Raw genomic sequence first — 13,620 nt, 5'->3', positions numbered from 1 at the left:
GCGCCGTCCGCAGGCCCGGTCATCGAATCGTCTGATCCGGCCCCCGGTCCCGCTCTGCGGCCAGCTCCAGAGGCCAGCGCCGAGCCACCGTCCCACCCGCCGACGGGTGCCGCCCCCACGCCGACCTCGACGTCTGGCGGCTCGACCACGCGTCTCATCGTCTGCAGCGAGACGGCTACCGTGCGCGATTCCTACCTGGCGGGGTCACAGCCCGTCGGGCCGGCCCTGGTCCGAGGAGATGTGTTTGACTCCGATGGCCTGACCGGAGGCAACGGCTGGGTGCACGGGACCGCCCCCGCCAAGAGCCTGACCGGCTGGGTGCTACGCAAATACGTGAAGACCGTCTGCCTCAGCGGTTGAGCGCCGCCCGGCCGCCCCGTACGACTCATCACCTATCATGCCCGACCACCAGGACGAACGCCTGCTCCGGACGCAACAGGGCCCCGACCTCTTCCTCCTCGGCGTACTACTTGAAGAACTGCTGCAGCGCCCCACACTGGTTGTTGGCGTAGCTGTCCGAGTACTGATCAAGACAGCAGACGAGCCACGCGCGGACGTCGTCCGCGGTGACATCCGACCAGTCGGTGTGGTCCGCGCACGGAGTTGCGCGGCGGCGTTGACATGCTGGACCGCGCCGGCGTCGAATGGGGCCTCGTCGTCGCCGCCGATCCGTTACTCGCTCGCTTCGCGCTCCTCAAGGCACTGCTCGTCCAGGTCGCTCCGACGACCGGGCGGGCTGCGGTCATCTCCGGCTCGTACGCCACACCGTTCGATGTCGCCGGGCCGTCGGCATCCGGCCATGCCGAGACCGTCCCGGGGCGCTGTTCACCTCGCGGTGCGACGTTCTCCTGCTGAACGGTCACGCCAACGCGTTCGACGCCTCGCTGGGCCCGGGCGCCGTGCTGTGCGCGCGGGCGGGACGCAGCCACGATCGCGGCCCGGCGGTCCTGCCGTGCTTCAACGACGGCACCTGCTTCCGGCAACCGAGCTTGGGCGGGCGACGGCTGGTCGCGCTCATGGAGACCGATGCGACCGTCCTGGTGCTGTCGGGCTGCGAGCTGATGCCGCTCGGCCCGAGCTGGTTCCGCGCCGAGTCGAGCCTTGCGCACCAGGCCGCTGCCTCCCGGAGCCTGGCCACGATCGTCTCGTCCGACGTGAACCAGGGCGTCCTCGAGCTCGACCTGCTCACGATGGCCCTGATCGCCGACGGACGACCGCTCGGTGAGGTCGTCCGGGCCGTCAACGACCGCCGCCGTCGCCACGGCGGGCCCGGGCCCGGAACCGGAACCGGAACCGGCGCGAGCGGACCGTTCGTGTTGCTGGGCAACCCCGAACTGGTTCTGACGGGGTCGCCGCCGGTGCCGGTGCCCTGCCGATCCGTCCCCCTCGCCGACGGCGGGCGCAGATGGCACGTCGACCTGACGGACGTCGGGCCGTTGCCCGCCGAGAGTGCCCTCGTGCGGGCGGAGATGACGCTTGAGGAGTCGGCGCCCTTCCTCCTCCTGCAGAGACGGTCCCCGGACGGTTGGTGTCGCGGCGTCCATCATGCGGGCGCCGGCGGTGGCGCGCTCTACGCATGGGTCGCCGGGGCGGGCGCCCAGGAGCTGGTGGTCGACGCGCTCGGCCAGGAGCCGTGGCAGCCCGTGCGCGGTGTCATTGCCGGGCACCTCGCGAACGGACCGTTCTGGACGCTCTTCCTCGAGGACTGCCGGCAGGCGCTGGCCGGCGCGGACCGCTCGACCGAACCGATCGAGCGGTTGCAGGCCGACACCCCGAGCCTGATCCGGACGCTCGCCAGCGGCGATGTCGCCCTGCGCGCCCCGGCCGGCGTGCTGATCGACGAGGCCGTCGGCGACGCGGTCTGCGCGGCGCTCTGGCGGGTGTTGCACGGCTGGCAGCGGCGGCTGCTCGACGCCGTCGTCCACATGGTGGCGGAGGTCGGCCGGTTGCACTCGTACGGCTCGTCTCCCTATCTGCACCTGGTGCGCTCGCTCGAACCGGCCGGCCCGTGCCCGTGCGGGGAAGGAACGCTGACCCGGCAGGTGTTCGAGACCTCCGGCGGCCAGGTGCGCCGCGTCGAAGCGCTCTGCGCGACCTGTGGCGGCGGCATCGACGACGACGGCAGGCATCGCGTGCTGCTCGAACGGCAACCCGTCGGAGCGCACACCGGCCGCGCACTGCCGGTGGCGTGCCGCGTGCGGGCCCCGGCCGACGCGTTCGGCCACATCGACCTCGTCGCCGTGCTCGAGATGTGGAAGCGCGGCCACGCCATCGTCGGCCCGCCTCAACGCGACGTCCTCGCCCCGGGCGGCGAGGCGACCGTGGCGCTCACCGTCGACGTCCCCGACGACCTCGTCGAGGGCGTCTACCAGCTCAGCGTGATCGCCGTCGTGAACGGCACGCTCGCCATCGCCAGGCGGATGGTCCAAGTCGCCGGGGCGCCCGGCGACCGTCACCCCTGGTGATCTCCGCCGGCGACAATTCGCACCACGCCGGCCACGCCGTCGACCTCGACCAGCATCCCATCGGCGATCGCGTCGAGCGCGCCGCGCACCCCCACCACCGCTGGGATGCCCAACTCGCGGGCGACGATCGCCCCATGGCTGAGCTCCCCGCCGGCACTCGTCACGAGGCCGCCCGCGCGCGCCATCAGCGCGACCCACGACATGTTCGTGTTCGGGCACACCAGCACGCCGCCGGCCGGCGCGCGCGCCGCGTCCGCGCTCGTGCGCACCACCGTGGCGACACCCACCGCCACGCCGGGCGACGCGGCGACCCCGCGGAGCGGCGACACGGCCGGCAGCACTGCGCCGGCACGCTCCTCCGTTTCGGCGGCCGCTGCCACCGGGCCGACCGCCGGCATCAGGCGGCTCCAGCCGCGCCACTCGTCCCGACGCCGTCGAACCAGCTCGCGGCGGTCCTGCGGCCCGGCCATGACGTCGGCGACCTCGTCGACGTGGAGATACCAGATATCGTCGGCCCGCTCGAGCACCTCGTCGGCGACGCAGCGCGCGCCCACCCGCAACAGCGCCGCCCGCGTGGTGGCGTGGAGCATGCGGTCGAGCCAGTAGTTGTGGTCCTCGACGAGCGGGAACACGGCGCGGGCGAGCGTGACCGCCTCGTCGAGGCGGGTTCGGTCCGCCTCGACGGCGACCCGCCCGCGCAGCTCGGCGAGGAACGCGTCGCCTGCGGCGAGCGTCGCGGCCCGCCGATCGCCCGGCGGCACGTCGGTGGCGCCCATCCGCCGGGCCTCGGCGAGCACCCGCGACGGCTCGTCGGCCCACGTGGTCGCGGCGAGGTCGTCGCTCTCCGCGCCGAGGTGACCATGGGCGGCGAGGCAGCGATCGAGCGCCCTGGCGAGATCCTCGCCGGCGTCCGGCGCAGCCGCCGCGCGCTGGATCTCGGCGAGCGTCCACAGGTCGACCTCCACCTGGTGCATCGTCTCGACCCGCCCGGCGGTCAACCGCCACGCGTTGGCGGCGGTCTCCTCGCCGAACAGGTCGCGGCAGGTCGCCGCCAGGTGGCGCACCCCGGCGAAGCACGGGTAGAGCACGACGAAGTGCCAGTACCACGCCTCCTCGATGACGTTCCAGACGGCGTGCCACGCGGCGACCCGTTGCCCGCCGGGCGGACCGTCGACGTCGAGGCACTCGATCTCGGCGTAGATCGCCCGGAGCCGTGGCACGACGGTCCGGTGCCAACGCGCGACCACCGTGCGAGCTCGCTCTAGGTTCTCCGCCTCCAGCCGCCGGCGTGCCTCGTCCAACTCGTCCACGGGCGACATGTAGTGCCAGCGCACGTACACCCTTCCGTTGAACACCACGGCATCGGCGCGGCTCGTCCAGCCGAGCTCGTCCTGCATGCGGCGCAGCCCCGCGTACATGCCGAGCCGGGCGTAGTCGCCCCCCATCGGCGTCACGACGGCGGGGAAGTGGATGTCCTCACGCAGCCAACTGGTGGCTTCCTCGTCGAGGCCGTCGAGCGGGAAGCGCGTGGTCCGGGTGATGGGGCGGGCCTGCAACACGAACAGCGAGTCGCCGACCCGGGCACCCTCGACGTCGACGGGCTGGCCGACGAGACGCTCGATGCGGAGCACCAGGTCGGTGACCTCGCGCAGGGCGCCGGAGTCGAGCGGGGGTTCGGCGCGCTCGCGCGCCGGGAGCGGCTCGGTCGCGACGCCGCCACCTGCCGACGCGACCAGGCGAACGGACTGATCGCCACGACGGTGCTCGATCGTCTCCCCCGTGTCGCGCAGCAGGAGGTACGTGTCAGGCCGCGCCGTCCCGTCGGCGATCACCGCGCCGAGTCCCCGCGCCGCGCTCACGACGAGCTCAACGCCGTCCTGCTTCGGCAGCGGGTTGCTGCTGAACGCCACGAACGAGACGTCCGCCGGCACCATCACCTGCACCAGGACGGCGATGCGCACCTCGCCCGGCACGCCGAGGCGGGCGCGGTACGCGAGCGCCACGTCGGCGACCGCCGAGCGCGCGCACTCCCACACGGCAGCGACGACGTCGTCCGCCCCGACGACGTTGAGGAAGGTGTCGTGAATGCCGGCGAACGAGGCCGCCGCGCCGTCCTCGTCGAGCGCCGACGAGCGCACGGCCACGGCGAGGGTGCGCTCTCCGGCCAGCGACTCGTAGGCGCGCCGGATGTCGCGCTCGACCGTCGGGTCCGGCACGCGGCGGGGGTCGAGGGCCGTGACGCAGAACCCGGGCGGAACCGGCGCGGCCGCGACGAGCCGCGCCAACGCCGCCGCCTTGGCGCCGACGAGGTCGTCCCGCTCGGTGCCCGGCGCGCCCAGCGTCAGGACGCTCGCGAAGGTGCGGTGGAGGCTCATGGGAGCACGATGTCGCAGCCGCCGTGCAGGCGGTCGACCGACATCCCACGCCGCCGGGCCTCGGCGACGAGCCGATCGGCCGCCAGAACAGGCCGCGCATCGGGGCGGAACCCCGTCGCGGTGAGGAAGTGCACCCACGGCTCGTGGCCCATCGCGTAGACGAACGCGCGCTGGCACCCGAGCGCACCGAGTAACGCCAGTGCCTGCACGTCGTCGGAGCCGGCGAGGCGCCGGGCGGCGGCCCGCTCGCGCGACGGTTCACGGCGGAACAGCGGCCCGTACAGCCACGTCAGCGGGGCGCCTTCGCACTCCATGCCGAGGAACACGACGTCGACGCGTCCGACTACCTCGCGCAGCACGTCGTACAGCGACGCGTCGAGGACCGCCGAGTCGGCGGCGAAGAGCAACCGTGTCCCCTCGGCCTCGATCAGCCAGCCGGCCTTGGCCGCGATCGCAAGGTCGCCGTGCTCGCCGAGGAACGGCACGGCGACGATGCGGCCGCGCCCGTCGGCGACGACGAGCTCGTCGAGGTCGCCCAACTCGACGACGTCGTGAAACCCGGCGTGCTCGAGCGCCAGGCGCGGTGAGGGGTCCTGCAGCGCCCCGGTCCCGCCGCGCGGCACGACGACGGTGCCCAGGCGGTGACGCAGCCGCAGCAACGTCTCGAGCACCAGGTGGTCGTGATGCGCATGCGTCACGAGGGCGAAGTCGATGCGTTCCGGGAGGTCGGCCGCGCTGACGCGCGGCCCGGCACCTTCGAAGGCATCGGGGAGCAGGGGGTCCACGAGGAAGCTTGTCCCGGCCACCTCGACGAGCACGCACGCATGCCCGATGTAGCGCACGCGGAGCGCGGTCCGCGGAGCGCTGTCGCCAGCGACGGGCGGAGTCGCAGTGACCAACCGGCGGAGCTTGGCGGCACCGTCGGCATCGAGCTCGAGGCAGCTCGCGAGGTCGTCGAACGGCATCGGAGCGCGAACGCTGGCGAACAGGGCGTCGACGCCGGGGCGGTGGAAGGGCACGCCGGCCAGCAGCACGTCGGGAGCGTCGAGGCGCGGGGTGCTCAGCGCGAACGGCCGATCGTCCGAGCCGGCGAGGCTCAACGCCAGCGCCTGGTCGCGGCCGCCGGCGTAGTAGCGCTCGTAGAGCAAGGGTTCGAGCAAGCGGAACGAGCAGTGGTCGTCGAGGTCGTACGTCAACTCGACGCATCCACGCAGAGCGGGCGGGAGCGACGCGTACAGCGGGCCCAACGGGACGCCGGCCGGCGCGGCGACGATGTCGGCTAGTTCGTCGAGCGCCGCGCTCAGCGCGACCAGGTCTGCGCGCTCACGGCGACGTCGTTCGCCGAGCGCGGCGACGTCGGCCGAGCGGTCACCGGCGACGTCGACGAACGGGCCACCCGCCAGCGCTGGCGATCGGGCGGCCTGCTGGTGCACGCTCGGCGCGGCGACGTAGGAGTCGATGATCGACTGGTGCCGATGAGTGAGGTGGCGACTCGCCGTCGCCGGTGCGACGAGGTGGGACCACGCGTACCAGCCACCGACGAGTGGCTCGACGCGCACATCGGCGCGCAGGCCCACCGGTGCCGCGGTCATCGCGGATACGTGCTGCCTGCGAGACCGACCCGCCCGCAACCGGCGAACTCGCACGAGCGCTCTCGACACACGATAACCTAGCATACGCACTACGGACGCCCCGGCTGCCGGACCAAGCAAAGGCGACCAGCTGATGACCGTGCCAGCCGCGACCCCGGAATGGGAACGTGTCGTCGCGCAGATCCCGGCGCGCCAATCCGGCCCGATGGCCGCGTTCGATCTCGGCACCGTGGCGGTGGCAGCCGTGGCGGCACTCGTGCATCGTTACCACGACCGCGACGACGTCACGGTCCCCCTGAGCGTGCGCGTCGGCGCCCGATGCGACGACTGCTCGGTGTCCACGGCCATCGACGCGGCGACCACCTTCGCCGAACTCGTCGGGCAGGTCGCGCTCGTCGAGCGGGTCGCGCGGCCGCAGCCCACGCCGCCGGCCGGCCGGCCGCTCGGCAGCGGCGACCTCGACCTCGACCTCGCGTGCACGCTCGCCGACCGGACCGACCTCGGCCCACCCCCCGGCTGGCGCGGCGACGTCCATCTGCTGCTCGTGCCCGGCGACAGCACCGTCGAGCTGACCGTCGCTCACCGCCGGGCGCATGTCGCTCCGAGCGAGGCAACCGCGCTGATCGGCCACTACGAACGCCTGCTGGCCGTGGCGCTGTCGGCTCCGGCGAGCGCTGTCGCCGACGCCGCCCTGCTGTCGCCCGCCGAGGTGCACATCCAGGAGGCGTGGCTCGAAGGCACGGCCGTCGACCTGCCCGCCGATGCCACGATGCACGGCCTGTTCGAGCGCCAAGCGCGCCGCTCGCCGGACCGCCTCGCCGCCGTGTGCCCGGCGGAGCGCGTGACGTACGGCGAGCTCGGTCGGCGTGCCGACCGCACGGCCGCCGCCCTGCGCGCCGCCGGCGTGCAGCGCGGCGACGTGGTCGCGGTCGCGGTCGAGCGCTCCTGCGCGCTGCTCGTCGCCACGCTCGGCGTCCTCAAGGCCGGCGGCGTGTTCATGCTCGTCGACGTCACACAGGCGGCGGCCCGGCGCGAACGCCTGCTCGACCTGTCCGGAGCGCGGGCGATCGTGACGGCGCCGGAAACCGCCGGGGCGATCGCGCCCGGCGCGCACCGCACGATCGTGACCGTGGCCTCGTCGAGCAACGGTCACGAGGACATGCCGCCGCTCGACATCACGGGCACCGATCCGGCCTATCTCACGTTCACGTCAGGATCGAGCGGAGAGCCCAAGGGCGTACTGATCCGGCATGAGTCGTTCGTGAACCGTCAGCTGTGGCTGATTGAGAATCGCCAGCTCGGGAGCGCCGACGTGTCCCTCCAGCGCACCGCCGTTTCGTTCGACCCGGCGATCTGCGAGATGTTCCGGTTGTTGCCGGTCGGCGGCCGCGTGTGCTTCCTTCCTGCCGGCGCGGAGCGCGATCCGGCACTCGTCACCGATGCCATCGAGCGCCACGGTGTCACGATCGTCGACCTGGTCCCTTCGCCCTTGATCGCATTGCTCGAGTACGCCGAGGCCGCCGGGCGGGCTGGGGCGGTCAGCTCGCTGCGGTGGGTGCTGGCCGGCGCCGAGACGCTCGACCCGTGGGTTGCCGAACGCTTCGACGAGCTGCTCGGACGCCGCAGCGGCACCCGGCTCGTCAACGGCTGGGGCGCCACCGAGGTCACGGTGGACGTGACCGCGTTCGTGTGCACCGGCACACCGTCCGGCAGGCGGGTGCCCGTGGGCCGCCCGATCGACAACGTCGGGGTGGCGGTCCTCGATCGGCGTGGCCGGTTCATGCCGATCGGCGCGGCGGGCGAGCTGCACGCCGGCGGCCGGTGTCTCGCGGCCCGGTACCTCGACCCCGAGCTCACCGCCCGGCGCTTCGTCACGCGCCCCGCCGGCGGCACGCGTCGCCTGTATCGCAGCGGCGATCGGGCCCGGTGGCGTCCGGACGGCCAGCTCGAGTTCCTCGGTCGGTTCGACGACCGGTTGAAGATCCGCGGCACGCGGTTCGAGCCGGGGGAGATCGAGGCGGCGCTGCGCGCTCATCCCGCCGTCCGCGGCGCCGTCGTGCGGGCCATCCCCGCACGCCCCGACGCCGACGCCGACGCCGACGACTACGAACACGACGGACGAACGCGCGTCGCCGCGTTCGTCACCGTCGCGGTGGGCGCCGACGCGCCCGATGTGACGGCGCTGCGAGCTACGGTGCGAGCAGCTGTCGGTGCCTCGCTCGTCCCCGACGAGATCCACGTCGTCGCCGAGCTCCCGGTCACCGCCCACGACAAGCTCGACGTCGACGCGCTCGCCGTGATCGCTGCCAGCAGGCGAACGCGCGTCCACGCTCGGACGGACGTGGACGCGTCGCCGACCGAGCGAACGGTCACCGAGATCTGGCAGGAGCTACTCGGCCCCATCGACCTCCCGCCCGACGCCGACGTGTTCGACCGCGGCGCGGACTCGTTGTCTGCCGCCCGCTTCGCGGCCCGCCTGCTCGGCCGGCACGGCGTCGATCTGCGCGTATCGGCGGTGCTGGACAACCCGACAGTGCGGGGTCTGGCCGCGCTGATCGAGAGCCACCAGCGCGGCGACCAACCGGATGCGGGGCCGCAGATCGTGCCCGTCGCCGATGCCGCCTCCTACCCGGCGTCACACAGCCAGCGGCGGCACTGGATCGTCAGCCAGTTCGACGGGGCGTCCGAGGCGTATCACGTCGTGGCCGCGCTGGCCGTCCCGGGCTCGGTCGACACGGCGGGGCTGAGCGCGGCGGTCGCCGACCTGGTCGGGCGGCACGAGATCCTGCGCACGACGTTCCACTTGGAGGACGGCGAACTGCGGCAGCGCGTCGCCGCGACCGGCGCCGTCACGCTCACCGTCCACCCCGACGGCGCGACCCGCGACGTGCTCGAGCAGGCCGGGCGGGCACCGTTCGACCTCGCCAGGGGACCGCTGCTGCGGGTCGGCCTCATCCGGCCCGACCGCCGATCCCGCGGTGGCGCGGACGAGTCGATCGTCTACCTGGCCGCCCACCACATCGTGATGGACGGGTGGTCCTTGTCGATCTTCTTCGGCGAGCTCTTCGAGCGCGCCCGGGCGCATGCGCGCGGCGACGCCGGCCCGCTCCCGCCGCCCCCGCTCCAGTACCGCGACTTCGCGGTGTGGGAACAGCACATGCTGGCCAGCGCGGCCGGCGAGCGCTCGCGACGCTTCTGGCGGCGCGAGCTGGCACCTACGCTCGCACCGCTCAGCCTGCCTCTCGACGCCCCGCGCCGTCCCGACCGGTCGCATCGCGTCGGCACGGTTCGCTTCGAGGTGAGCGCCGCCGCGACACGCCGCCTGCGTGAGCTCGCACGCGCCGAGCAGGCGACGCTGTTCGGGGTGCTGCTGACGGCGGTGTACAGCTGGCTGCACGCTCTCACCAGGCAACGCGACATCGTCGTCGGCACGCCGGTGGCCGGCCGTGGGCGGGTGGAGCTCGAGGATCTGCTCGGCTCCTTGGTCAACAGCCTGCCGCTACGCGCCCGGCTCGATCCCTCCGAGACCGGTCGGCAGCTCCTGCGGACAGTCCGCGACGTCGTCGGCCGCGCGCTCGACCACGACGCGTATCCGCTGGACCTGCTCGTCAGCGAGCTGGCGCCCGAGCGCGCGCCCGCTCGCTCGCCGCTGTTCGACGTGATGCTCGTGCTCCAGAACGTGCCGGGCATGGCGGTGGAGCCGGCCGTTGAGGTCACCGGTGCCCGTGTCCTCGACGTCGACGCGCGCATGGGGAAGCTCGACATGATCGTCACGTTCACCGAGCACGACGGCGGTCTGCGCGGTGAGATCGAGCACGACCGTGATCTGTTCACGCCCGCGCGCGTCGCGCTGAAGTGCGAATTACTCCAGGCGACGCTCGAGCGCCTCAGCCGGAACGCGGACGTCTCGGTCGGCGCGCTCGACGCGCTCGACGCGCTCGACCCCACGGTTACCGAAGTCGTCGCCACCGCGGCGCCGCAGTCGCCAGGGCTGCTGCACGAGCACGTCGAGGCCGCGGCACGGCGCTCTCCCGACCGTCCCGCCCTCACCTGTGCCGGGCGCACGGCGACCTACCGCGAGCTCGACGCCCGGGCAACGCGCCTCGCCCGCCACCTGCGCCACCGGTACGGCGTCGGCCCCGAGCACATCGTGGCCACGGCCCTGCACCGCTCCGAGTGGATGGTCATCGTCCAGCTCGCCATCCTCAAGGCGGGCAGCGCCTTTCTCGGGATCGATCCGAACGACCCGCCCGAGCGCCGTCGCTTCATCCTCGACGACAGCCGCCCCTCCGTCGTCGTGGTCGAGCGCCGTCACGACGCGGCCGCGGCGGGCGCCGGGGCTCGCGCCGTCCTCGTCCTCGACGACGTGGTCGACATCGTGCTCGCCGACGACGGCGACAGACCCGGACCCATGCCCCGGATCAACCGGCCCAGCGACCTCGCATACGTCATCTACACCTCCGGCACGACGGGTCGGCCGAAGGCCGTCCTCGTCGAGCACGGCAACATCGTCTCGCTGCTGCGGGTGGCCGGCGAGCGGTTGACGCTCGGCGAGGACGACGTGTGGACGCTGTTCCATTCGATCGGCTTCGACTTCTCCGTCTGGGAGACGTACGTCCCGCTGTCACGGGGCGCCCACCTCGTCGTCGTGCCGACCGATGCGACGAGGGACCCACGGCTGCTCGTGACGCTCCTCGAGCAGCACCGCGTCAGCGTGCTCTGCCAAGTGCCGACCGTGTTCGAGGGAGTGGCGCCCGAGCTGATCCGCCGGCCGGCTGCCGGGGAGTCCCTGCGGTACCTGATCTTCGGCGGCGAGCAGGTCAACCCGCTCCGCATCCGCGAGTTCCTGGCCCGCCATCCTGACTGCCACGTGGTCAACGGCTACGGCGTCACCGAGGCGACGATCTTCTCGTCGTTTCACGTGACAAGCGGGCTCCCGGGTCCCGACGACGAGGCCGGCAACGTCGGACGACCGCTCGGAAACCAGCGGCTCGATGTCGTCGACGAGCTCGGCGCGCCGGTCGGGCCCGGCGTGATCGGCGAGATCGTCGTGTGCGGTGCGTCCGTCGCCCGCGGCTACCTGGGCCGTCCCGAGGCGACGGCTTCCGCGTTCGGCACCGCCGCCGGACCCGACCGCGAGGTGCGCAGCTACCGAACCGGCGACCTGGCCTGGCGCACGCCGCTCGGCGAGCTCGTGCATGCCGGCCGGGCCGACCGCCAGGTGAAGGTCCGCGGCTTCCGGGTCGAGCTCGACGGGATCCGCGAGGTGATGCTCTCGACGGGTCTGCTCACGCGGGACGTCGCCGTGACGGTCACCGACGGCTCCGGCCCGACGATCGTCGCGTTCCTGCGCCCCGACGACGCCGGCTGTGTGGACGAGCTGCGACGACGCCTCCACGAGCTCCTGCCGGACTACATGGTTCCCGGACGGTTTGTGGTGGCGCCCGACTGGCCGCTCGCGCCGAGTGGCAAGGTCGACGTGCGCGCGCTCGCCGCGCTCGATGCCGAGCCGAGTGCACCCGCCAGCGCTCCCACGGGCGACGACGACGTGGCGGGCGTGGTCCAGGAGGTCTGCCGGTCGCTGCTGGGACGCCAGGACCTCGGAGCCGACAACGACTTCTTCGCGGCCGGCGGCCACTCGCTGCTCGCCGTCGTGCTGGTCGCCCGGATCGACGAGGCACTCGGCGTGACGATGACAGTCGAGGACGTGTTCACGCACCCGCGCCTCGGCGACCTCGCCCACGCCGTCAGAGTCCGCTCGGGCCGAGAGGCGGCACCGGCTGCGGCAGCCGGGCACGATCTCGTCGCGATGACGCTCCCGGCGCGCCATCATCCCGTCTCACCGTTGCAGCACGAGATCTGGCTGCTCGAGCAGTACCGCGACCCGGCGAGCCCACGGACCGCCGAGGTGATCGACCTGGGCACACCGTGGGATCCGGCGATCGCCGAGGCGACGTTCGCCGACCTCGTCGCCGGCTTCGAGGTCCTGCGCACCACGTTCCCGCTGGTCGACGGCCAGCCACGGCAACGGGTGCACTCCGACGGGACGGGCATCAGCGTGCTCGCGTTCAGTGACCTCAGCGACCATGCCGACGCGGGAGCCGAACTGCAGGCTCTCCAGGAACACGACGAGCACCAGCCTCTGTCGGTGACGAGTGGGCCGCTCCTGCGCCTGCACGTCGTGCGGATGCCGCCGGACCGCACGGTCGGCCTCCTCGTCGCGCACCACATCGTGTGGGACGGGGAGTCGTTCGACGTCTTCGCGAGCGCGTGGCGCCGACGGTTCGCCGCCCGTCGCGAGGGCGCGGGCCCGCTGGCTCCTCCCCGGCAGCAGTTTCGCGACTTCGCCGCCTGGCACGCCGCCTGGTCGGGGACCGAGCGCGGGGCGAGCGACGTCGAGTGGTGGGCGGGCACGCTGCGCGGTCTGCCCCCGGGTGACGCGGCCGGTCCGCACTCGTTCGCCGGTTGGCGCACCGGCGCCCGTGTCGATGCGGCGCTGGCGGCCGGCCTGCGAGGAGTGTGCAGCGACGCGTCGGCCACGCTCTTCATGGGGCTGCACGCAGCCGTCGCGGTGTTCCACTTCGTCACCACCGGCGAGCCCGACGTCGCCGTCTCCTCGCCGGTGTCGCTACGCGGGCTGGCGACACTCGACGGCCAACTCGGCCCTCACCTCAACATGGTTACGGTGCGCGACCGGATCGACCCGTCAGGCTCCTTCGCCGAGCTGATCGGCTCTGTGCGAGGTCGCGCGATCGATGCCTTCGACCGGCGGCTGACACCACCGGGTGACATCGCCCGCCGTCTCGGTCGGCCGGCCGATCGACCGCTTGCACAGGTCGGCCTCACGTTGCAGTCGCAGGAGCGCGCGGCATGGCTCGCCGGGCTGACCCGGCCGGCGACGGCGGTCGACGACGCCCACACGCCGCTGTGGTTCGACGTCCGGGAGGACTCCGCGGGACTGTCCGTCGAGCTGACCGCCCAGCGGTCGACCTGCGACGAGCAAGAGGTGCGCGACCTCGCCGAGCTCTTCGTGGCGCTGCTCCGCCGGTTCGTCGAACGACCGGCCGCCCCGATCTCCGAGATCGCCGCCGAGCGCTGGTCGGGCGCTCGGCACCTGCCGATCGACCTCGACCTCTGACGAACCGCCACGGCGAGCCCGAGCGTAGTCGTACCATGACCTAACTTGAC

General features: G+C 73.1%; 6 protein-coding genes. 4 read left to right on the top strand and 2 right to left on the bottom strand.

Going from position 1 to position 13,620, the window contains the following annotated elements:
• The first annotated feature begins 180 nt into the window (after window positions 1–180).
• The 3 genes from MXD95_RS02615 (at window position 181) to MXD95_RS02605 (ending at window position 2,465) form a co-directional block, all read left to right on the top strand.
• Entirely contained in the window at window positions 181–360 is a 180-nt protein-coding gene (locus MXD95_RS02615) for a hypothetical protein (protein WP_250638881.1), read from the top strand.
• 261 nt (window positions 361–621) lie between these two features.
• Window positions 622–855, top strand: a complete 234-nt coding sequence (locus MXD95_RS02610) for a hypothetical protein (RefSeq protein ID WP_250638880.1) — start codon at window positions 622–624, stop codon at window positions 853–855.
• A 161-nt stretch (window positions 856–1,016) separates the two neighbouring features.
• A complete protein-coding gene (locus MXD95_RS02605) occupies window positions 1,017–2,465 on the top strand; it encodes a hypothetical protein (protein ID WP_250638879.1) in 1,449 nt (482 codons plus the stop codon).
• Here the strand turns inward: MXD95_RS02605 and MXD95_RS02600 are convergent.
• Together MXD95_RS02600 and MXD95_RS02595 are read right to left on the bottom strand one after the other, a co-directional pair.
• Window positions 2,453–4,840 carry a PEP/pyruvate-binding domain-containing protein gene (locus MXD95_RS02600; RefSeq protein WP_250638878.1) on the bottom strand — a complete coding sequence of 796 codons (2,388 nt, stop codon included), beginning with the start codon at window positions 4,838–4,840 and terminating at the stop codon, window positions 2,453–2,455. The genes MXD95_RS02605 and MXD95_RS02600 overlap by 13 nt on opposite strands.
• Window positions 4,837–6,432: an MBL fold metallo-hydrolase gene (locus MXD95_RS02595; protein WP_250638877.1), complete on the bottom strand. Its 1,596-nt coding sequence runs from the start codon at window positions 6,430–6,432 to the stop codon at window positions 4,837–4,839. Before MXD95_RS02595 ends, MXD95_RS02600 begins: the two co-directional genes overlap by 4 nt.
• Window positions 6,433–6,565: 133 nt before the next feature.
• On the opposite strand from MXD95_RS02595, the gene MXD95_RS02590 reads away from it, so the two are divergent.
• The gene (locus MXD95_RS02590; RefSeq protein ID WP_250638876.1) at window positions 6,566–13,570 is read left to right on the top strand and encodes a non-ribosomal peptide synthetase; all 7,005 of its coding nucleotides are present in this window, start codon (window positions 6,566–6,568) and stop codon (window positions 13,568–13,570) included.
• The last annotated feature ends 50 nt before the right edge of the window (window positions 13,571–13,620 follow it).

It is taken from the genome of Frankia sp. AiPa1, from assembly GCF_023243075.1.
In the GTDB taxonomy this organism is placed as follows: domain Bacteria; phylum Actinomycetota; class Actinomycetes; order Frankiales; family Frankiaceae; genus Frankia.
Note: the sequence above shows the minus strand (reverse complement) of the source record. Positions and strands in the feature narration are given on the sequence as shown.